19 protein-coding genes are annotated in these 20554 nt (G+C 67.4%); 12 read left to right on the forward strand and 7 right to left on the reverse strand.

Annotated features, from left to right (window positions below; translation table 11 throughout):
• Positions 1-256 precede the first annotated feature (256 nt).
• The 8 genes from ACFQ9R_RS03885 to ACFQ9R_RS03920 all read left to right on the forward strand — a co-directional run bounded on the left by ACFQ9R_RS03885 (position 257) and on the right by ACFQ9R_RS03920 (position 8181).
• Entirely contained in the window at positions 257-937 is a 681-nt protein-coding gene (locus tag ACFQ9R_RS03885; RefSeq protein ID WP_378988778.1) for a lysophospholipid acyltransferase family protein, read from the forward strand.
• Positions 938-1045: 108 nt separating this feature from the next.
• A complete protein-coding gene (locus ACFQ9R_RS03890; RefSeq protein ID WP_378989127.1) occupies positions 1046-1906 on the forward strand; it encodes an alpha/beta fold hydrolase in 861 nt (286 codons plus the stop codon).
• Complete coding sequence (locus ACFQ9R_RS03895) at positions 1903-2925, forward strand: VOC family protein (RefSeq protein WP_378988780.1); 1023 nt, start codon at positions 1903-1905, stop codon at positions 2923-2925. The genes ACFQ9R_RS03890 and ACFQ9R_RS03895 overlap by 4 nt, the downstream gene beginning before the upstream one ends.
• Positions 2922-4676 (forward strand): bifunctional 3-(3-hydroxy-phenyl)propionate/3-hydroxycinnamic acid hydroxylase, encoded by a 1755-nt coding sequence (locus ACFQ9R_RS03900; protein WP_378988782.1) that lies wholly within the window; start codon positions 2922-2924, stop codon positions 4674-4676. The genes ACFQ9R_RS03895 and ACFQ9R_RS03900 overlap by 4 nt, the downstream gene beginning before the upstream one ends.
• Positions 4673-5491: a 2-keto-4-pentenoate hydratase gene (locus ACFQ9R_RS03905; RefSeq protein ID WP_378988784.1), complete on the forward strand. Its 819-nt coding sequence runs from the start codon at positions 4673-4675 to the stop codon at positions 5489-5491. Before ACFQ9R_RS03900 ends, ACFQ9R_RS03905 begins: the two co-directional genes overlap by 4 nt.
• On the forward strand, positions 5488-6432 hold the full coding sequence (locus ACFQ9R_RS03910) for an acetaldehyde dehydrogenase (acetylating) (RefSeq protein ID WP_378988786.1): 945 nt from the start codon (positions 5488-5490) through the stop codon (positions 6430-6432). The genes ACFQ9R_RS03905 and ACFQ9R_RS03910 overlap by 4 nt, the downstream gene beginning before the upstream one ends.
• On the forward strand, positions 6429-7439 hold the full coding sequence (gene dmpG / locus ACFQ9R_RS03915) for a 4-hydroxy-2-oxovalerate aldolase (RefSeq protein WP_378988788.1): 1011 nt from the start codon (positions 6429-6431) through the stop codon (positions 7437-7439). The genes ACFQ9R_RS03910 and dmpG overlap by 4 nt, the downstream gene beginning before the upstream one ends.
• Complete coding sequence (locus tag ACFQ9R_RS03920; protein ID WP_378988790.1) at positions 7429-8181, forward strand: TetR/AcrR family transcriptional regulator; 753 nt, start codon at positions 7429-7431, stop codon at positions 8179-8181. The genes dmpG and ACFQ9R_RS03920 overlap by 11 nt, the downstream gene beginning before the upstream one ends.
• On the opposite strand, the gene ACFQ9R_RS03925 is transcribed toward ACFQ9R_RS03920, so the two are convergent.
• The 3 genes from ACFQ9R_RS03925 to ACFQ9R_RS03935 all read right to left on the reverse strand — a co-directional run bounded on the left by ACFQ9R_RS03925 (position 8138) and on the right by ACFQ9R_RS03935 (position 11062).
• A complete protein-coding gene (locus ACFQ9R_RS03925) occupies positions 8138-8785 on the reverse strand; it encodes a TetR/AcrR family transcriptional regulator (RefSeq protein WP_378871393.1) in 648 nt (215 codons plus the stop codon). The genes ACFQ9R_RS03920 and ACFQ9R_RS03925 overlap by 44 nt on opposite strands.
• 16 nt (positions 8786-8801) lie before the next feature.
• On the reverse strand, positions 8802-9845 hold the full coding sequence (locus tag ACFQ9R_RS03930) for an amidohydrolase family protein (protein WP_378988792.1): 1044 nt from the start codon (positions 9843-9845) through the stop codon (positions 8802-8804).
• Positions 9846-9973: 128 nt separating this feature from the next.
• On the reverse strand, positions 9974-11062 hold the full coding sequence (locus ACFQ9R_RS03935) for an MCE family protein (protein WP_378988794.1): 1089 nt from the start codon (positions 11060-11062) through the stop codon (positions 9974-9976).
• A gap of 419 nt (positions 11063-11481) precedes the next feature.
• On the opposite strand from ACFQ9R_RS03935, the gene ACFQ9R_RS03940 reads away from it, so the two are divergent.
• Positions 11482-12279: a hypothetical protein gene (locus tag ACFQ9R_RS03940; RefSeq protein WP_378988796.1), complete on the forward strand. Its 798-nt coding sequence runs from the start codon at positions 11482-11484 to the stop codon at positions 12277-12279.
• A 39-nt stretch (positions 12280-12318) separates the two neighbouring features.
• On the opposite strand, the gene ACFQ9R_RS03945 is transcribed toward ACFQ9R_RS03940, so the two are convergent.
• The 4 genes from ACFQ9R_RS03945 to ACFQ9R_RS03960 form a co-directional block, all read right to left on the reverse strand.
• Complete coding sequence (locus ACFQ9R_RS03945; protein ID WP_378871194.1) at positions 12319-12984, reverse strand: TetR/AcrR family transcriptional regulator; 666 nt, start codon at positions 12982-12984, stop codon at positions 12319-12321.
• A gap of 141 nt (positions 12985-13125) precedes the next feature.
• On the reverse strand, positions 13126-14100 hold the full coding sequence (locus tag ACFQ9R_RS03950; protein WP_378988798.1) for an alpha/beta hydrolase: 975 nt from the start codon (positions 14098-14100) through the stop codon (positions 13126-13128).
• 139 nt (positions 14101-14239) lie between these two features.
• Positions 14240-14950: a hypothetical protein gene (locus ACFQ9R_RS03955; protein WP_378871200.1), complete on the reverse strand. Its 711-nt coding sequence runs from the start codon at positions 14948-14950 to the stop codon at positions 14240-14242.
• A gap of 53 nt (positions 14951-15003) precedes the next feature.
• Positions 15004-15906 (reverse strand): cutinase family protein, encoded by a 903-nt coding sequence (locus tag ACFQ9R_RS03960; protein ID WP_378988800.1) that lies wholly within the window; start codon positions 15904-15906, stop codon positions 15004-15006.
• Positions 15907-16177: 271 nt separating this feature from the next.
• On the opposite strand from ACFQ9R_RS03960, the gene ACFQ9R_RS03965 reads away from it, so the two are divergent.
• From ACFQ9R_RS03965 to ACFQ9R_RS03975, 3 genes are all read left to right on the forward strand, one after another.
• Positions 16178-16861, forward strand: a complete 684-nt coding sequence (locus tag ACFQ9R_RS03965; RefSeq protein ID WP_378989128.1) for a response regulator transcription factor — start codon at positions 16178-16180, stop codon at positions 16859-16861.
• Positions 16858-18219, forward strand: a complete 1362-nt coding sequence (locus ACFQ9R_RS03970) for a sensor histidine kinase (protein ID WP_378988802.1) — start codon at positions 16858-16860, stop codon at positions 18217-18219. The genes ACFQ9R_RS03965 and ACFQ9R_RS03970 overlap by 4 nt, the downstream gene beginning before the upstream one ends.
• An 80-nt stretch (positions 18220-18299) precedes the next feature.
• Positions 18300-20393 (forward strand): nitrate- and nitrite sensing domain-containing protein, encoded by a 2094-nt coding sequence (locus ACFQ9R_RS03975; protein ID WP_378988804.1) that lies wholly within the window; start codon positions 18300-18302, stop codon positions 20391-20393.
• Positions 20394-20554 lie beyond the last annotated feature (161 nt).

The following is a 20554-nucleotide window of genomic DNA, read 5'->3' on the forward strand; positions in this document are numbered from 1 at the left end:
ATGTGTTGATCAAATATGATCAAAATATCAATGTTGCGATCATTGATAGGAGTGCTGTCCGGTGTTCGTGTCATAGCGCGGCGACAAGCGCGGGAAGTGAGAAGTAGTGCCTGACAGTGGTGTTCAGCCGCTTCACGATGAGTCGTTCGACGACGCGCCGCAGGGTGGGAAGGGGGTCGAATCCGCGCGGGCGCCGGTTGTCGTGAGGATTCTGCTCGGGGCGTTCCGGTGGTATCACCGCCACGAAGTAGGGGGCGTGCTCGAACCGGCATCGGGGCCGGCGTTGTTCGTGGCCAACCACGGCTTCGGCGGTGTCTTCGATCTGAATGTCCTGGCCGCGCGATCGGCCTATGTCCGCATCGGGGATCCGCGACGGGCGGTCGTCCTGACGCATCACATGGCCTGGGCGATGGGGCTCGGCCCGTTGCTCGCCAAGATGGGGGCCGAGCCCGCGACCGGTGATAACGCCCTGGCGGCCCTCGCGCGTGGCGAGCATGTCCTCGTGTTTCCCGGGGGTGATGTCGACGCGTTCAAGTCGTGGGGCGAGCGCAACCGGATCATCTTCGACGGGCGGACCGGTTTCGCGCGGCTGGCGATCCAGGCGGGGGTGCCGATCGTTCCGGTGGTCACGTCGGGGGCGGGGGAGTCGCTGATCTGCCTGTCCGATGGTCGTGCGCTGGCGCGCTTGCTTCGCCTCGACAAGGCGCTGCGGCTCAAGCGGCTCCCGATCACGCTGTCGTTGCCGTGGGGGCTCACCGTCGGAATCGCGGGGTTGTTCCCCTACATCCCGCTGCCGACCAAGGTTCGGACCGCGGTGCTGCCTGCGATGGGGCCGGAGGGTGGGGAGTCGCCGGGGGAGTTCGCCGAGCGGGTGCGCCGGGTGATGCAGGACGAGATGGATCGCCAGACCGCGAACCGTGTCCTGCTGCTCGGATGAGGACCGGTCAAACCACCAGTTCTGAGTATTTCATCAGAAACACTTGACGTGGATTCGATCGGAGGTGATGATATTATCAACTTCACTGGGAGGTACATCGTGACAAGCATCGACAAGGGAGTCGACACCGGGCGCACGGTCCAGGTCGGCAACCGCGAGATCTACTTCACCGAGTTCGGATCAGGACCCGCGGTCGTGCTGCTGCACGGCGGCGGCCCCGGCGCGACCGGGCTGTCGAACTACTCGCGCAATATCGAGGCGCTGGCGCAGCACTTCCGGGTGCTCGTGCTCGACATGCCGGGCTACGGACGGTCGTCGAAGTACGTCGACCAGTCCGATCCCTTCGGCGACCTGGCGCGTGTGCTCGGCGAGTTCCTCGACGCCTTGCAGATCGACTCGGCGCACCTGATCGGCAACTCCTACGGCGGGGCAGCGGCGCTGCGGTTGGCGATGGACCGTCCCGACAAGGTCGGCCGCCTGATCCTGATGGGCCCCGGCGGCGTCGGTTCCACGCGTGCCCTGCCGACCAAGGGTCTGCAGGAGCTCCTCGCGTACTACCCCGGCAGTGGCCCGAGTCGCGAGAAGATCATCCGCTTCATCCGTGAGTTCCTGGTGTACGACGGTGCGACGGTGCCGGACGAAGTGATCGAGGAGCGCTACCGGGCCAGCATCGACCCCGAGGTCGTCGCCAACCCGCCGCTGCGCCGGCCCTCGGGCCTGTTCGCTTTGCGCACGCTCTGGCGGATGGACTTCACCCGGGATTCGCGCCTGAGCGAGGTGGCGCACCCCACGCTGGTGGTGTGGGGTGAGGACGACAAGGTCAACCGGCCGTCCGGGGGCAGGATGCTCGCCGAGACCATGCCCAACTGCGACCTCTACCTGGTCGCGCGCACCGGGCACTGGGCGCAGTGGGAGCGGGCCGAACTGTTCAACACCCTCGCGATCGCGTACCTGAAGGCCGAGCGATGAGCGGCCTCGTACCCGGCGACGGGTCGGTCTTCGGGGCGGTGCACCTGGGCTACGTCGTCGTGGAGTCGGCGCGGCTGGGCGAGTGGCGTCGCTTCGGCGCCGACGCGATCGGCATGCACGCCGACGACGTCGACAGCTCCACGGTGCGGTTCCGCCTCGATGAGCACGCGTGCCGTTTCCTGGTGGAGCAGGGTCCGCAGGAGGACGTGACGGCCGTCGGCTGGCAGGTCGACGATCACGAAACCTTCGACCGGATCATCGCGCGGGTGTCCGATCGTGGCGTGCCGATCGCCGAAGGCAGTGCCGAGGACGCGGCCCGCCGTGGCGTGGAGCGTCTGTGGCGGTTCGCCGGCCCCAAGGGGATCCGGCAGGAGATCTTCACCGTCCCGGTGACCACGCCCGAGCCGCTGCGCATGCTCAGCTCCGGGTGGGTGACCGGCGAAGCCGGCATGGGACATGTCGCGATCGTGTCGAGGGAGCCGGAATCACTGCGGGGCTACTACGAGACGGTCTTCGACTCCCGGCTCAGCGACTACATCGACGAGAACGTCTCCGGTCTCAAGCTCAAGATCCGGTTCCTGCGGGTCAACGAGCGGCACCACTCGATCGCGATCGCCAACATCCGCGGAGTGAAGATCGACCCGATCCGAACCCGGGTGCAGCACATCAACATTCAGTCCGGCTCGCTCGACGACGTGCTGGCCGCCTACGGGCGGGTCACCGATCTCGGCTTCCGGATGGCCTGGTCGGTCGGCCAGCACACCAATGATCGGGAGCTGTCCTTCTACTGCGTCACCCCGTCCGGATTCGAACTCGAGGTCGGCTGGAATCCGATCGTGTTCGGTCCGGAACGCGAATCGACGTGGGAGCCGACCACCTACCAGGGCATCAGTATCTGGGGTCACACGCCGGTCGGCGAGACCGTGCTGGACAAGTTCACGCAGTTCCGGCAGGTCGTTCGGACCCTGCGGACCCCCGAGATCACTGTCCCCCAACTCACCGGAGGCATGGCGCGATGACATCGTTCGACTACGACGTGGTAGTCGTCGGACTGGGGCCCACCGGGCTGACCCTGGCGAACCTGCTAGGCCGTCGCGGCGTGCGGGTCCTGGTACTCGAGCGCGAACCGGAGTTCTACGGCTTGGCGCGGGCGGTGTACACCGACGACGAAGGCATGCGGATCTTCCAGACCGCCGGTGTCGCCGACGAAGCCTCGGCGCAGATGAACCTCGACTGCACCGTGCAGTGGGTGCGCCGTGACGGCTCGGTGCTCGCCCAGTTCAACCAGGTCTCGCGCCCGCTGGGCTGGCCGGTGGCCAACTTCCTGTACCAGCCCTACCTGGAGAACACGCTCGAGAACGCCCTCGAGCGCTACCCGCACGTGACGGTTCGCCGCGGCCGGGAGGTCCTCGGTTTCGATCAGGACGCCGACGGTGTGCTCGTGCGGCATGCCGAATGTCAGGGGACCGGGTACGGCAAACACGCCGCCGACACCGATGCGGCCACCTCGGAAGAGGTACGGGCGAAGTTCCTCGTCGGCTGCGATGGCGGCCGCAGCGTGGTCCGCACGCAACTGGGCATCGATATGACCGGTACGAGCTACCCCGAACGCTGGCTCGTGGTCGATCTGCTCGCCAACGACGGTGTCGACGCGTTCCGGCATCTGCCGTACTTCAACTTCGTCTGTGATCCCGAGCTGCCGACGGTGTCGTGTCCGCAGCCTGGTGGGCATCACCGTTTCGAGTTCATGCTCAACGATGAGCAGAGCAAAGAGGAGATGGAGGACCCCGACCAGGTCCGCAGTCTCATCGCCCACTACGTCGATCCCGACGAAGTGACGGTGCTGCGCAAACTGGTCTACACCTTCAACGCCGTGGTCGCCGACCAGTGGCGTGAGGGACGCGTCCTGCTCGCCGGCGACGCCGCGCACATGACGCCCCAGTTCATCGGCCAGGGCATGAACGCCGGTGTCCGCGACGCCGACAACCTGTCCTGGAAGCTCGGCGCCATCATCCAGCACCGTGCGAGTCTCGATCTCCTCGACACCTACGAGACCGAGCGGCGGCCCCACGCCAAGGCGATGATCGATCTGTCGGTGCTGAACAAGAGCCTCGTCTCGATCGACAACAAGCTCGCCGCGGGTGCCCGCGATATCGCCCTGGCCACCGCGCTGAAGGTCCCCGGACTCAACACCTGGATCCGGGAGGCGAAGATGAAGCCGTCCCCGCGGTTCAAGCGCGGTGCCTACTTCGGGCTCCCGCGCAAGTGGACGCGCGGCGTCGAGGGCACGCTGGCACCGCAGCCGGAGATCCGCACCTTCGACGGCCGCCACCAGCGCCTCGACGAAGCGCTCGGCCTCGGCTTCGCCGTCGTCGGCTACGGTGTCGATCCGCGTGCGGGACTCAGTGTCGCCCAGCGCAATGCCCTGCAGATACTCGGCACGCAGTTCGTGACCGTGTACGCGACCGGTGGCCGTCCGCAGGGCGAGCCGGGCGAGGCCCGGGTCGCCGCCACCGACTACGCCGACGTCGAGGATTACACCGGGGACATGGCCCGGTGGTTCGCCAAAGCCGGTGTCGCCCAGGGTGGCACGGTCCTGCTCCGCCCGGACCGATACGTGTTCGGGATCAGCGCGAAATCCGACGCGAGCGAGCTGGTCACCGCACTGCTGGCCCGCCTCGCCGTCACGCCCGCGATGTTGACCGCGAACCACAGCCCCCTGCGCGTCGTGGCGTCCGCCGCGCCGAGCCCCCTGGAGGAAGCCCGATGACCACGACCACCAGCGAACTGCCCGCCGTCCTCGCCGCCGCCGAGCGACTGGCGACCGCGACGCAGCTGGGCGTGCCCGTGGCCGCGGTGCGTGACCTGATCGGCGCCGACGACGTGGACCTGGCCTACGCGGTGCAGAGGCTGGGCACTCGCCGACGGATCGACGAGGGCGCCCGCGTCGTCGGGCACAAGATCGGCTTGACCTCCACGGCGGTGCAACGTCAGCTCGGTGTCGACCAGCCCGACTTCGGCGTGCTCTTCGGCGACATGGACGCGGGCACGACGCCGCTGTCGCAGCGGCCGAGGCTGCTGCAGCCCAAGATCGAGGCCGAGCTGGCCTTCGTCCTCGGCGCCGACCTGACCGGTGACGACCTCGATCCCATCTCGGTGCGCGGCGCCATCGACTACGCCGCACCCGCACTCGAGATCGTGGACAGCCGAATCGCGGGCTGGGACATCACCTTCGGCGACACCGTGGCCGACAACGCCTCGAGCGGCTGGTTCGTGCTGGGCGAACAGCGGCTCTCCCTCGATGACTTCGAACCGCGTGAGATCACGATGGCCATGCGCATCGATGGCGAGATCGTCTCGCGCGGAAAAGGCGTGGACTGCCTCGGCGACCCACTGCTGGCGCTGGCCTGGCTCGCGCGCACCGCTCAGGCGCTGGGAGATCCGCTGCGCGCGGGCGAGATCGTGCTCTCCGGCGCGCTGGGGCCGATGGCGCCGCTGGTGCCCGGCGCGCGGGTCCACGCGGAACTGACTCAGCGTTCGGGGCCGCTCGGCACCGTCGACTTCACCCTGGAGGAACAGCGATGAGCCGCACCAAAGTCGCCGTCATCGGATCGGGCAATATCGGCACCGATCTGATGATCAAAGTCTTGCGCCTGTCCGACACACTCGAGATGGCCGCCATGGTCGGCATCGACCCGGATTCCGACGGGCTCGCCCGCGCCGGCCGGTTGGGTGTGCAGATCACCTCCGATGGTGTCGAGGGTCTGATCGGGCTACCGGATTTCGATGACATCGAGATCGTTTTCGACGCCACCTCGGCGGGCGCGCACAAGGCCAACGCCGCCACCCTCGCCCCCTTCGGCAAACGCCTGATCGATCTGACTCCCGCCGCGATCGGCCCGTTCGTCGTTCCGGCGGTGAACCTCGATGAGCATGTGGCGGCCGACAACGTCAACATGGTCACCTGCGGTGGTCAGGCGACGATTCCGGTGGTCGCGGCCATCGCCCGGGTCACCGCGGTGCCCTACGCCGAGATCGTCGCCTCGATCGCGTCGAAATCCGCGGGCCCCGGCACTCGAGCCAATATCGACGAGTTCACCGAGACCACCTCGACCGCGATCGCCGCGGTGGGCGGCGCCCAGCGCGGACGCGCGATCATCGTGCTCAACCCCGCGGAACCGCCGCTGATCATGCGCGACACCGTGTTCGCGCTCATCGACACCGCCGACGCCGAGGTCCACGCGCGGATCAAGGAGTCGATCCTGGCCATGGTGGCCGACGTCGCCGCGTATGTGCCGGGCTACCGGTTGAAGCAGGGCGTGCAGATCACGCCCGTCGAAGCCGGAGCTCCGCTGCGCACCCTGGTCGGCGACACTCCGGTCACCCACCAGGTCAGCGTGTTCCTCGAGGTCGAGGGTGCCGCGCACTACCTGCCGGCCTATGCCGGGAATCTCGACATCATGACCTCGGCCGCCGTGCGCGTCGCGGAGCGGATCGCGGCATCCACGAAGGAGAGTGTCCGATGAGCGCCGAAATCTTCCTGCAGGACGTCACCCTGCGCGATGGGATGCACGCACTGCGGCACCGCATCGATCCCGCCGGGGTGGCCCGGATCGCCGCCGCGCTCGATGCCGCGGGCGTGGACGCGATCGAGGTCGCCCACGGTGACGGGCTGCACGGCGGCAGCCTCAACTACGGGCCGGGCAGCCACACCGACTGGGAATGGCTCGAAGCCGCCGCGGGCGCGGTGCAGTTCGCCCGGCTGACGACCCTGCTGCTGCCCGGCATCGGCACCATCGAGGACCTGCGTCGCGCGTTCGATCTCGGCGTGCGCTCGGTGCGGGTGGCCACCCACTGCACCGAGGCGGACATCTCCGCCCAGCACATCGCCTACGCGCGCGAACTCGGCATGGACGTGTCCGGCTTCTTGATGATGAGTCACATGAACAGCCCGGAAGGTTTGGCCGACCAGGCGAAACTCATGGAATCCTATGGTGCGCACTGTGTCTACGTCACCGATTCCGGCGGGCGGCTCACCATGAACGGTGTCCGCGACCGCGTCCGTGCCTACCGGAATGTGCTCGAACCCGGCACCGAGATCGGCATCCACGCCCACCAGAACCTCTCGCTGTCGGTGGCGAACAGTGTCGTCGCGGTGGAGGAGGGCGTGACCCGGGTGGACGCGTCCCTGGCCGGACTGGGCGCCGGGGCGGGCAACACTCCGCTCGAAGCGTTCGTCGCCGTCGCCGACCTGACCGGCTGGGAACACGGCGCGAACCTGGATCAGCTGACCGATGCGGCCGACGATCTGGTCCGGCCGCTGATGGACCGGCCCGTCCAGGTCGACCGCGAAACGCTGACGCTCGGCTACGCGGGTGTCTACTCGAGCTTCCTGCGCCATGCGGAGAACGCCTCGGCCACCTACGGCGTGGACGTGCGCACGCTGCTCACCGTCGCCGGTCGGCGAGGGCTTGTCGGCGGACAGGAAGACATGATCGCCGATATCGCGCTCGACCTGGTCGGTGATCACTGAGACTTCCGGCTCGCGCGGACCGGAAGGTGACGCGGTCCCGGCCTTTGTCACAGGAGGCCGGGACCGCCGTCCCCACGAGTCGGAACACGGGTGTGCCACGACCGCCGCCGATGTCAGGCGGTACGGCGGCCAGACCGTCGCGACGCGCAAGGCGCGACGACGGCGTCAGTTCCTCGACGCGGCCACCCGCGTCTGCGCGGAGCGCGGCTGTTTCGGCTGCTCGCTCAGCGATATCTGTGCGTCGGCGTCGCTGTCGAAGCGGCAGTTCTACGAGGAATTCCACACTCTCGACGAGGTGCTCGTCGCGGCCTATGCCCGGATCCAGGACAGGGCGGCCGCCGCGGTGGCACGCGCGCTCGCGGACCAGACCGGACCCGTCGAACCGGTCGTCGCACTGCGCGCCGCCCTGATCGCCTATTTCGCCGCGATCGAGAGTGAGCCGTACGGCGCCAGGTTCGCCCTGCTCGAGGTGAGCGGTGTCGGTGAACTCGCACAGCAGCAGTGCCGCGCGCACGCCCACCGATGGGCGGGACACATCCGGAGTTTCCTGGCGGCGAGAGGTTCACGTCCGGCCGACGACACCGTCGGGCTGCTGACCGCGACGGTCAACGCTGTCGCGCGCGAAGGCCTGTCGTGCGTCCCCGAGCTGCCGCCGTCGAGCCTGATCGAGCTCCTGACGAACATGGCGATGCTGGTGGTTACCCGAGGGGCTTCGGCAGATCACGGGGCAGCGGATTCGTAGCCAGCCTCTCGGCGGCCTCCTTGGACATCCCGAACATGCGCAGCACCCGGCTGGTCACCTGATCGGTCAGCTCCCCGGCATCGGCGTCGGGCGTGCGATCCAGTAGCTGGAGCAGCCCGAGCAGCGCCCCACCAGCAGCCATCATGGCCATCTCGATATCCATCGGGTCGAACCTGCCCGCCTGCTGCGCGGCCGCGATATCGCGGCGCGCACGGGGAGCGAGGCCCTCGTCGCGAACGAGGATCGATGTGCCCGAGTGCAGGATCACGCGGACGCCTTCGGGAAAGTCGCGCTGCATGCGGCCCGTCATCCGGAAACTCACCGCGAACACCTCCGCCGGATCCTCGTATGCCGCGACCACGCCATCGCGCAGCACGCCGTAGGTGTTCAGCACCGCGCGGACGGCTTCCTCGAACAGCTCGTCCTTCGAGGAGAAATGGTTGTAGAACGACCCGAATCCGACATCGGCGGCATCGGTGATCTCCTGGATGCTGACCGCGGTCCGCCCCTCGGCCAGCAGTGCGGTCGCCGCGGCCAGCAGCGCGTTGCGCGTGCGTGCCCGTCGCCGGTCCACCCGATTCCGTGTAATGGGTTCGGCTGTCATCGAACCTTCCTCCGGCCTACGCTCGTGGACCGATCGCCCGTGCGATGCCACGGAAAGCTTGGCGCCGAATCGTGCTCCGAACCCGGTTCAGCACCGGCGTCGACGGTGCGATGGCCGGGGCGGCACCGAAACGGGGGAACAGGGTGAGTGCGTTGACGCGCTCGACGGCACGGCGCTGGGCGTCGTCGAGACCCGCGTAGGCGTCGAGGCCGCCGCCGAAGTAGAGCACGGCCGGATCGGGGGCGAACGGCCAGTCGCTGCCGTAGAGGACGTGGCCCGGCCGGGCGAACGACAGCAGGCTCGGCAGCGCCGACGCGCTCGAGGACAGCGCGGTGTCGAAGTAGAACCCGGCGAACTCGTCGATCAGGTCGGCCGGGCTCACTCCGGTTTCGCTGAAGATGGTGAGCGCCAGCCGGTGGGCCGCGTAGGGGACGAAGCCGCCACCGTGCGACAGGATGAACTTGATGTTCGGGTACCGACGTCGAATCCCGTTGCGCACCAACAGGTAGGCGGCCCGGGTCGTGTCGAGGAGGAAGTCCGCGGCGAAGGGCAGGATTCCGGGAACCGACTCGCCGGGAAGATCCGCCGGGTGTACCAGAACGACCGCGCGACGGTCGTCGAGCGCGCGGAAGAGTTCGTCCTGGCCCTCGGCGCCGAGATAAACCCCGGCGGAGTTCCCGAGCAGCACCACTCCGTCGGCGCCGAGAGTATCGAGGGCTCGTTCGGCTTCCAGCCGGGACGCTCGCACGTCGGGCATGGGCAAGGTGGCCATGAATCCGAGCTGTCCCGGGTGGGCGGCCGAGATCTCGCAGGAGTAGTCGTTGAGGGCCTGGGCGAGCGTCGTGGCCTCGGCGGGATCGGTGAGGAAGGTGGTTCCGGGTGTCGACACCGACAGAATCGCCGAGCCGATCCTCGCAGTCGCCATCAGGCTCAGAGCCGAGTCCGGCGACCAGTCCGGCAGATCCCGGCCACCCGGGGCGGTGATGCCGTGGCGGCGCAGCGCGTCGCGATAGACCGGCGGGATCATGTGCTGATGCACGTCGATTCGGTCCGCGTTCATCGGGTCCTTCCGTTCATGGTGGAGAGATCTGCGGCTACACCATCGGCACTTATGTGATGATAGTATCAGTTACGACGACTCTCTAGCTATAGTGATGAAAATGTCAGCAGCTTCGCGCTGGGTGCGGGCTACTTCGTCAGCCCCAGCAGGGCGGCCGTGAGTCCGTAGTCGGGACCGAAGTCCTGCATGTTGCCGGTGCGGCAGCCGTCCGCGCGCATCTGGATCCGCTCGCAGAAGACGCTGATGATCTCGCCCGACAGGGCGGTTCCGATCAGCACGTTCTGGCGGAAGTACCTTCCGTCTTTGTCCATCGTGCGGTCGATGTTCTCCATGAGCAGCGGAGTGAGGTCAACGATCTCGGTGAGCGCGCCGGAGTTCGCACGTAGTTGGTTGGTAACATTGGTCAAACCGGCGAGTGAGGCGGCGAGCTCGTCCTGGTGCCCGGCGAATGCGATGCTGGTGTTGGCCAGGAAGGCGTTGAGCTGGTCCAGTGTTGCCTGCAGGCCGGGCGCTTGGTCGGCTAGTAGCCCCGACATGGCGGTCATCCGGTCGCTGAAGTCGCGCACCGACTGGTCGTTGTCGGCCAGCATCGTCGTGAGCTCGTTGAGCTTGATGATGATGTTGGCGATGGCGTCCTTGTTGTCGACACCGACCTTCAAAGCACCCGAGAGCGCGTCGAGGGTTTCGCGGATCTTCTGGCCGTTGCCGTTGAGCACCGGGTAGAGCGCCCGGCCTGAGAGCGGGCCGAGACCCTCCTGGCCTTCCTCGGGCTCGAGCGAGGCTGCGAACTGGTCGATGGTCTTGATCATCGTGTCCAGCTCGACCGGGGTCCTGGTCCGCGCGAGCGGCAGGTGATCGCCGGATTCGAGGGTGTCGCCGCCGGTGTAGGGCGGGGTGATCTCGATGTGGCGGTCGGTGACGATCGAGGGCGAGATGATCGCCGCGATGGCGTCTTTCGGGACCTTGACGCCGGCGTCGATGGTCATGTGGACCTCGACGTAGGTGCCCTTGGGGACGATCTTGTCGACCTTGCCGACCGCGAGGCCGAGGACCATGATCTCGTTGCCCTCGTACATGCCCGCGATGTTCTCGAAATCCGCGGTGATCTTGGTGGGAGGCGTCGATGTCGGCAGGGCGGAGCAACCGCCGAGGGTGAGGGCGGCTGCTCCGCCCGCGACGCACAGCCAGTGGAACCCGGCCTTCTTTCTGCCCAGCATGAACGGGTCCCTTCGCGCTCCAATAAATGATGATGCGATCACAAATGATAGAAGCATCGACACGATCTGGTGATGAAATCATCAAATACGCCCGGAGTGTCGGGCTCGGATCGGGATGACTCCCGTCACTCTCGGTGCGGCGTCGTTGCAGTTCATAGAACTGACCATCATTATTGATGAAACAGTCATAAACTATCGCCCGGTCGGCGCGCTGCTCCATGCCCCGCACCGGCAGAAGGGACCGGGTCGAGATGTCGAACCTGCAGCGCGTAGTCGCCCTGCCTGTGATCGGAGTCATGTGCTCCGCGTCACTGTTGATCTCCGGGTGTGGAATCGGCGTACCGGGAGGATCGCGGGAGTCCGGTGCGAGCGGCACGGTCGCGACGTCGCCCCGGACGACGAGTCCCGTCGCGGCGGAGGTGGTCACCCCGGAAGACGCCGGTCATCGGTGGGCGGCCGCCGGTTCGGCCGTCCTGACCCCCGGGATCCAAGCGAACACGCACGGAGGCGGGCAGTGCACGACGAACTACGTGTTCGTCGACGACACCGACAGGGTCTACCTCGGCCAGTCCGCGCACTGCGCCGGAACGGGCGGATCCACCGAAACCGACGGATGTACGGCCACCAGTCAGCCGCTCGACACCGCGGTCGATTTCACCCGCCGTGGCTCACTCCGTTCCGACGGCACCACCATCGGCACCGGCCGGCTGGCCTACAGCAGCTGGCTGACGATGCGGCAACTCGGCGAAGCGGACCCGAATGCCTGCGCGTACAACGACTTCGCGCTGATCGAGATCGACCCCGGCCTCGTCGATCAGGTCAATCCGAGCGTGCCGTACTGGGGCGGTCCCACCGGTCTCAACACCACCGGCACGCCCGAGGGCGAACACGTCTACAGCTATGGCAACTCGAGAATCCGGGGTGGCCTCCCCGGGCTGTCGCCGCAGCGAGGTGAGAGCTTCGCCGATGACAGCTCACTCGGCGGGTGGACCCACGCCCTGAAATCGCCGACGCCCGGCATTCCGGGTGACAGCGGAAGCGCCTTCCTCGACGCCGAAGGACGAGCGGTGGGCACGCTCTCGACTGTGGGGCTCGGGTTGCCCATCATCAACAATGTCGGCGACATCAGCCGCGAACTCGCTTACGCACGAGCGCATTCCGGGATTTCCGGACTGCGCCTCGTGCTCGGAACCGAAGAGTTCGACCCGAACCGGTGACACCTGTCCGCATCTGTCCCGGCCGGACCGAGTGTGGGTCTACTCGCCGGCCCCGAGGGGCAGATCGGGGTCGGCGGGCAGCTGGGGGAGTGGTCCGGAGCTGAGGCGCTGCGCGGTTCGCTTGTTCACGCCGAACATGCGCAGGGCTCGATACGCCATGTCGTCGGCGAGTGCCGCCGCGTCCGCATCCGGATCGGCGTCGAGCAGTTGCAGCAGTCCCAGCAGCGTTCCGCCCGCCGCCATGACGGCCAGATCGGGATCCATCGGTTCGAAGCGCCCTGCCTCCTGCGCGGCCACGATGTCCTGACGGGCACGGGGCGCGAGCCCCTCGTCGCGCAACATGACCCCCATGCCGGAATGCAGGACCACGCGCACCATCTCGGGAAGTCGGCGCTGTAGCCGTCCGGTCAGCCGGAAGCTGACCGCGAAGACCTCGGCCGGGTCGTCGTAGCGAGCCACGACCTGGTCGCGCATCGTGCTGTAGACGTTCAGCGCGGACCGCACGGCCTCGTCGAAGAGCTGTTCTTTGGAGTCGAAGTGGTTGTAGAAGGAGCCGAAACCGACGTCCGCGGCGTCGGTGATCTCCTTGATGCTGACCGATGACTTGCCCTCGGACAAGAACTTCCGCGCAGCGCCGAGCAGCGCATTGCGCGTGCGTTCCCGGCGACGATCGGTACGCGTGGGTGTGGTCTGCTCGGCTGTCATCTGCCCTCCACCTCGAGTTGCCGCAGCAATCATAACTGATCGGATATTCAGTACCGATGCGTGCGACTCGTGGCGTGGGTGTGGCGGTCGCTGTGGGCCCGGCGTCGCACCCACAGCGACCGACCGGCGCGAAGGGTCGGCTCAGCCGATGGCGCCGGACAGGACGGGCAGCATCTTCACGACCTGGGCTTCCCAGTACTTCCAGGCGTGGACACCCGAGGAAGGGAAGTCGTAGGTCACGGTGGTGGCGCCCAGTGACTTCATGCGTGTCTGGAACGACCGTGAGTTGGTCAGGGACAGCGTCTCGAGTGCCGAGCCCTCCGCGGCCTGCTTGCTCGGCTCCCCGGCCTCGGACGGCACGCCGTTGGCGGCCGACACCCACAGCTCGGTCCCGTTCCGGATGAGAGCGGGGGCGAGGAACATGGGATCCATCCACTGCCATTTGTCGGAGGTCGGCGAGCTGATCATGCACGAGATGTTGTACCCACCAGCCTTGGCCATGGCGGCCGAGATCGCTCCGCGCATGCCCGGAGCCGACGGGTTCAGATATCCGGACAGGGACGCGGCATAGCTGAACTGGGCGGGATGATGAGCGGCGAGCGCGAACGCGGCGCTACCACCCATCGAGAGTCCGATGACACCGTTGCGGGTCGGGGACAGGCCGAGCCGTTCGTGCAGGGCGGCGGGCAGGATCCGGGTCAACAGTGTCTCCCAGGTGTAGGTGTAGGACTTTCCCGGCCCGGTGTCGGGTGCGGAATCACCGGCGATTTCGGATACGGCGCCCTCCGGAAGGTACGACGGGCGATCCCAATCCATATAGAAACTGGATTGTCCGCCGACCGGCAGCACGACATTGATGTTGTTCTCGGTCAGTGTCCTGGCGACCTCGGTTTCGATCTCCCAGCCGTTGAGGTCCTCACGTGCCCACATTCCGTCGAGGGCGTAGACCACGCGCTGGGTGTTGCCGTCGGCCGCGCGGAATACGCGGGTCTTGACGGGGCCCATGTCGGAGTCGACCCAGAAGTCGACGCCGACGGGATCGAACGCGGCGTTCGACCGAGGTGTCGTTACGAGCAGAAACGTGAGCAAGGAGAACAGGGCAAGCCACAATGTCATTCGGGAGAGCGCTATCAACGCTTCGTCTCTTTTCATGGGTTGTCGGAGCCAGTTCGATACTGGTCACCGGGCGGAGGCTCAGCTCGAAGTGGAAGGCCACGGGCGCGCGGGGCCCACCGCGCGCCCGGCTTTCCGACCGCTACTTCGACTGCTGCTGGCTCTGCACCGACGGCTGGTTGATCGTGGTGTAGTACTGGACCGCGGCGTAGATCGCCACGGGCGCGGCGATGAGCAGCTGTCCCGCCAGCACGCCGAGGAAACCACCGGCCGCCACACCCGCGATGCAGCCCTGCACCTCGGACGGGAGTCCACTGAACATGGTCGCGAGCGCGCCGGTCAGTGTCGCGCCGGTCGCGCCGCCGATGACGCAACCGACCGCCGCGCCGCCGATTCCGCCGACCATGGCGCCGATCGAGGCGCCGAGTCCGATCGTGCTCGTCATGCGGGCCCAGGCGTCGCGCTCACGGTCGTAGTCGTTCTTCCAGGTGGCCTGCTCCTCGTAGGGTAGGGCGACCGGCTCATAGTGGGCCTTGTCCAGGGTGAACTGCGGAGTGAGCGTCGCAGTCCGCTCGTTGATCTCAGCTCCGATGGGGAAGACGAATTCGTCGACGCGGAACTTCAGTTCGGTGCCGGCGAGAACCTTGCCGTCCGGTGCCTTCACCTTCAGGGCGCCGTCCTCGACGACCAGGGAGCCCGCGTCGATCTGGACGAGCGTGGACGTGTCGGTCGTGGTCGTCGTGTAGTTCACGACGCCGAGGTCGTCGGCCGGGTCGGCGTAGGCCGTCCCGGTGCCGGTGGCCAGCGCGCCGATCAGGATCGCTGAGACGGCGGTGAAGTGCTTGATGCGCATTTCTGTTCCTTCTTCGTGGCGGAGATTTCCCGGGGAGGGTCTGGTGGGTCGGATCAGCCGAGCGCGGACAGCCAGTCGTGCAGCCAGGTGACGGCGGTGTGCCGGCCGTCGACGGGGTAGCTGCCGTAGGACATGTGCGTTCCGGATCCGTAGAAGTGCGCGAGCTGTCGCGCGCGTTCATCGCGGGCCTGGTCGGTGAGCTCGCCCTGTTCGTCGGCGGATCGCAGGGCGGTCAGCATTTCCGCTGCTCTGCTGCGGTAGCGGGGCAGATCGTCGGGGTGGTCGGCGGAAACTCCGGCCAGGGCGCCGGCGATGGCGATGACGAAGTCCTCGTCGTCGGTCGAGCAGTACAGATCGCCGACGGCGCAGATCGTGCGGACTCGAGCCGTGATCGAGCCGAACCCGTCGGGGCGCGGCCCCCGGACGCCGACGCCGCGGGCGGGCGGGCCGACCTGGGTATCGGCCCGTGACCGCTGGGGATCGGAGAGCAGGCCGACGGCCTGCACGCGATCCGGCGACACGACCCCGCCGCCTCTGCCGATCTCCGCCGCCAGATCACCGGCGGCGTCGGCACCCTGGCTGTAGCCGACCAGAGCGAAATCGGTGCCGGAGCAGCGGTCGGCGATGGTTCGCATCATCTCGCGCGCGGTGTCGACGGCGACCCGCTGCGAAGCGCCGTAGACCTTGCCCTCCCAGGGGAAGGCCGTCGCGGGATAGTCGACATAGGCGACCTGTTGGCTCGCGGGGAGGCCGTCGGTGACGCCGGCGAGCATGCCGGGGCCCGGGGTGTGCCGGGCTTCGCCGGTTTCCCAGGTGCCAGGGATCGCGATGACCGTGAGACCGGGGCAGCCCGGATCCGCGGCGGCGCTGCCCGTCACCGTGCCGGGCACGGTCGTGAGCGCGATGGCCGCACCGGCCGCCAACGCGATGGCCGCGGTGTGCATGTTCGTCCGCACCGGTCTGGCTCCGTTCGTCTCTGGGAGTTCGGCAGGAGCGTGACCGGCGTCATCGGCGGAACTGCGCCCTGATGGTATAAAACGTCACAGATGATCATCTGATCAGTCAATCGTCGTCAGAGAACTCTCAAGCAATCGGTAAACCTTCGACAGGAAGCGTTTCGACCGGCAGAGGAAGTGAATTCAGGTGCACGTAGCAACCACGGCGCGAACGGTGCGGCCGCGCGCCGTGGACGCCCGCGAGGGTTCCGCCGCCCCGGGTGCGAGCGGGATGGTGCTGGTCGTCGACGACGACGCCGACGTTCGTGAATCGCTGGAACGTGGTCTGCGTCTCAACGGCTTCGCGGTGTGTACCGCGGCCGACGGCGCGGCCGCGCTGGCGGTGACCCGCGAGCAGACGCCCGACGTGGTGGTGCTCGATATCGAGATGCCGGGACTGGACGGGTTGGCCTTCATCACCGCGCTGCGAGCACTCGGCAACGACGTGCCCATCTGTGTGGTGAGCGCTCGCACGCGGGTATCGGACCGGATCGAAGGGCTCGAGCTGGGCGCCGACGACTACCTGACCAAGCCGTTCGACTTCGTCGAATTGACCGCGCGGTTGCGTGCGCTGCTGCGCCGCCGCGGCAGTGGCTGGAGCACCGCGCAGGACTCGGTGACCATCGGGGTGTTGCGGGTCGAGTTCGCGGCGCTGCGGGTGACGGTCCGTGGCCGCGAGATTCCGCTGACACGGCGGGAATTCGAGCTGATCAGTGTCCTGGCCACCCATCACGGGGAGGTCGTGACCCGCGACCGGCTGCTGGAGACGGTGTGGGGTTACGACTTTCGGCCGCAGACCAATGTCGTGGATGTCGTCGTGGGGCACATTCGCCGCAAACTCGAAGAAGACGGCGTGCCCCGCCTCCTGCACACGGTGCGCGCTGTCGGGTTCGTCCTCCGGGAGGAAGGGCCGTGAGGGGGAATCTCTCGCTGCGAACGCGGGTCGCGGTGGCGGCGGCGACGGGAACGACGCTCGTTGTCGGCGCGCTCGCCGTCTTCCTGTTCGTCGCGATCGAGCGGAACAACATCAGGCACGTCGACGAGCAACTCGACATCATCACCGGCCTGGTCGAAGCGAATGTCGGTACCGCGCAACTGTTCATCGGCAGCGTGCGCGACGGCGGCGTCGCCGCCATCACCCTGCACCAGGACAGCGCCGTTCTCGCCAGCACGTCCACGCGACTGCCGGAGCTGCCCGAGGGACACCAGACCCTGGTGCTCGACGATGCAGGCTACCGCGTCAAGACCATGACGGTGGAGCAGTCTCCGATCGGCCCGCACCTCGTGTCCGTTGCCGCGCCACTGTCCGCGGCGGAATCGGTGACCCGGGAGCAGCGCCAGCACGTCCTGCTCGCCGGGGCGGCGGCGATCGCGGTGGCATCGGGATTGGGATGGCTACTCGGCGGCCGGGCGATCCGGCCACTGATCGACCTGACCCGCAGGATCGATGCCGGTGACGAATTGCCCGAGGCGAGAGGATGGTTCCGGGTGCGGGAAGCCGATCGACTCGCCGGTTCGGTCCGGTCGATGCTCGCGCGGATCGACTCCGCGCAGCAGCGCACGATCTCGGCTCTCGAGACAGCGCGCACGTTCGCGAATACGGCCGCCCATGAGCTCCGAACCCCGCTCACCGCCATCCGCATGGACATCGAGATCGCGCGGGATGTCGAACTGGTGCCCGCCGAGCGCGCGCAGATCCTCGACGACGCGCTCCGCAAACACGGCCGGGTCGAATCGACGCTCGTGGCGCTGGAACTGCTCGCCGCCGGTGAACTGACATCGCGCCACATCAGTGAACCGTCCGACGTGGTCGAGCTGGCCTACTCGGTCGTCGCGGACACGGCACGGACCCATCCGGAACTCCACCTGGTCGTCTCCGGCGAGCAACGAGCGGACTGCCACTGTTCCCCGGCCGGGATCCGCCTGATTCTCGACAACGCGATCACGAACGCGGTCCGCCACGGCCGCGCCACCCGAATCGAGATCTCCGTCCACCGAACCGATGACGGATTCCTGCTGGCGGTCGACGACAACGGCACCGGGTTGCCCGAGAACGAACGCGACGTGGTGTTCGGTCGATTCCGGCGGGGCTCCGGCGCGGCCCGCGAAGGATCGGGCCTCGGCCTCGCCCTGGTCGCGCAGCAGGCCGAACTACACGGCGGACGCGCGGAACTGATCACGAGCCCACTCGGCGGCCTACGGCTCGCCGTCGTCCTCGCCTGCCCCGATCCCCGAGGTGCCGACGGAGCTGAGATGTCCGACCGAGTCGAGTAGCGGGCATGACACTCTCACGACGCCACTTGACTGATGTTTGCATCGCATGTGATTCTCTCATCAACTGATGGGAGTGGGCAATGAAAGACCAGCTGGAACGGAAGGAATCGAACGCGCGACGAGCCGGCGCCGCCCGCTTCCGGCGCACACGGGGTGGTCGGACCCACACTCCGATCCGCCACGACCCTCCCGCGCGCCCGGCGAAATCGAATCCGCTGACCGGAATTCGCGCACGGGTGATGGCCATCGTGCTCATCCCGAGCATCGTGTTCGCTACTGCGGTGATCGTGGTAGGCCTGCACCTCATCGAGGAGAACCGGCAGAACCGGGCGTGGGCCGAACTCATCCTCCGAGTGGCGCCGCAGGCGGTGGACTTCAGTGAAGCCATGCTGCGGGAACGTCGATTCGCGATGGCTCGCGTCGCACGGCCGGAACTCGGCTCCGACGAGCTCAACGCCCAGCGCCTTCGCGTCGACGCCGCCGGCACGGCACTGCTGGAGGCCGCATCGTCACTCGGCGAACTCACCACCGGAGCGTTCGACGATTCCGCTCACCAGCTGCGTGACACGGTCCGCCGACTCGGCGCCGTGCGCGCGCGTACGGTCAGCGGTACCTCGACAGTCGACGAGGTGTACCAGGCCTACAGCCTGCTCACCGCGACCGGGACGATCGCGGTCGAGGCATTGGTCCCCAGAGCTCCCGACGTGGACAGCACTATCGCTTTGACCACGACCGCGACCTTGCTGCGCACAGCTGACGCCATCTCCGCGGTGCACGCACTCGTCGCGGCCGCAGACGCAGAGACAGCACTCGACCAGGCCGCCTTGCAAGCGTTCGCCACCAGGGTCGGCGCCTACCACGCCGACCTGGACTCACTGGCACACAAGGATGATCCCACCATCCGGCAGAGGCTCGTGCAACTGACCTCCAGCCCGCAGTGGAGACAATTGGTCGAGTTCGAGAACGCCGTCGTGGCCAGAGGCGCTGCCCCCGCCCCGTCGGACCGCGACGACCCCACCGAGCCGCTGCCCACCGATTCCGTGGCGGCACAGCAGATTCTGGGGCTGATGGTGAACGGCCTGTTGACGCTGTGGCGCACCAACTTCGCCGGTGTCCAACAGCGAGCGACCGACATCGCGGACAACGCCGTGCGCACCTCCGCCCTGACCATGCTCGCAGCGCTGATCATCGCCGCCGTGGCGTTCGTTCTGACCTCATGGTTGGCGAGTGGACTCATTCGACGACTCCGACGCCTTCGACTGCACACGTTGGCCGTCGCGGACACCGAGCTGCCTGCGATCATGTCCCGGATCGGTGCTGGTGAGGCGATCGATCTGACCTCGGCTCTACCTCCATCCGACTTCGGTGACGATGAAATCGGGCAGTTGGCACAGGCTTTCGACACCGCACAGCGCGCGGCGGTGTCCGCGGCGATGGCCGAAGCCCGGACCCGCGGCGCGGTCAACGCGATCTTCTTGAACCTCGCACACCGCAGCCAAGCCATGGCGTCTCGCCAGCTGGAAGTTCTGGACGCCGCGGAAGCTCACGAGGAGGACCCGGACAAGATGGAGCTGCTGTTCGAACTCGACCATCTGGCCACTCGCGAACGTCGCAACGCCGAGAACCTGATCATTCTCGGCGGTGAACGTCCCGGACGGCAATGGCGATATCCGGTGCCGCTCAGCGACGTCGTGCAGGGGGCGATCACCGAGTCCAAGGACTACACGCGCGTCACACTCAACCGCTTCCCTGATGTCTCGGTCAACGGCGGCGTCGTCGCCGACACCATCCACTTGCTTGCCGAGCTGGTCGAGAACGCCACCTACTTCTCATCCACGACCGCACCCGTCACGGTCTCGGGCGGACTCGTCGAAGGTGGCGCCGTCGTCGAGGTCGCCGACCAAGGGCGGGGACTGTCCCCGCGGGAACTGAACCGAATCAATCGAATTCTCGACAGCGCACCGGATTTCGGCATCATGCACCTGTCCAGCGATGCGCGCATGGGGTTGATCGTGGTCTCGATCCTCGCCGGCCGCAACGAGATCAAGGTCCGACTCACCGAGTCGGACCACGGCGGAGTCACAGCGCACGTGTTCTTACCTCTCACCTTGCTCGATGACAGATCGCCTTCGGAGCTCGCCGGCGCCGGTGGTGTACGCCCGCTGCTCCGGTAGGCATCACAGGCGCGCACGCGCGAGATGTGCCGACGGCTCGGTCCTGCTCGGATCCGGGACACGCCGACGCGCAGCCCCCGAGGCGCGGGAAGAGTGCCGCGGTCGATCGATTGCCGCAAGCGACGTTGTTGACCGGGTTGGTGTCGAGGACGTTGTGTAGG

Origin of the sequence: Nocardia sp. NPDC056541, from assembly GCF_042794235.1 — a bacterium.
GTDB lineage: Bacteria > Actinomycetota > Actinomycetes > Mycobacteriales > Mycobacteriaceae > Nocardia.

Bases quoted from the DNA above. Each gene is read 5' to 3' on its own strand.
- ACFQ9R_RS03895 (WP_378988780.1), top strand. From the start codon at position 1,903: ATGAGCGGCCTCGTACCCGGCGACGGGTCGGTCTTCGGGGCGGTGCAC.
- ACFQ9R_RS03900 (WP_378988782.1), top strand. From the start codon at position 2,922: ATGACATCGTTCGACTACGACGTGGTAGTCGTCGGACTGGGGCCCACC.
- ACFQ9R_RS03905 (WP_378988784.1), top strand. From the start codon at position 4,673: ATGACCACGACCACCAGCGAACTGCCCGCCGTCCTCGCCGCCGCCGAG.
- ACFQ9R_RS03910 (WP_378988786.1), top strand. From the start codon at position 5,488: ATGAGCCGCACCAAAGTCGCCGTCATCGGATCGGGCAATATCGGCACC.
- dmpG (WP_378988788.1), top strand. From the start codon at position 6,429: ATGAGCGCCGAAATCTTCCTGCAGGACGTCACCCTGCGCGATGGGATG.
- ACFQ9R_RS03925 (WP_378871393.1), bottom strand. From the start codon at position 8,785: ATGACAGCCGAACCCATTACACGGAATCGGGTGGACCGGCGACGGGCA.
- ACFQ9R_RS03930 (WP_378988792.1), bottom strand. From the start codon at position 9,845: ATGAACGCGGACCGAATCGACGTGCATCAGCACATGATCCCGCCGGTC.
- ACFQ9R_RS03935 (WP_378988794.1), bottom strand. From the start codon at position 11,062: ATGCTGGGCAGAAAGAAGGCCGGGTTCCACTGGCTGTGCGTCGCGGGC.
- ACFQ9R_RS03945 (WP_378871194.1), bottom strand. From the start codon at position 12,984: ATGACAGCCGAGCAGACCACACCCACGCGTACCGATCGTCGCCGGGAA.
- ACFQ9R_RS03950 (WP_378988798.1), bottom strand. From the start codon at position 14,100: ATGACATTGTGGCTTGCCCTGTTCTCCTTGCTCACGTTTCTGCTCGTA.
- ACFQ9R_RS03955 (WP_378871200.1), bottom strand. From the start codon at position 14,950: ATGCGCATCAAGCACTTCACCGCCGTCTCAGCGATCCTGATCGGCGCG.
- ACFQ9R_RS03965 (WP_378989128.1), top strand. From the start codon at position 16,178: ATGGTGCTGGTCGTCGACGACGACGCCGACGTTCGTGAATCGCTGGAA.
- ACFQ9R_RS03975 (WP_378988804.1), top strand. From the start codon at position 18,300: ATGAAAGACCAGCTGGAACGGAAGGAATCGAACGCGCGACGAGCCGGC.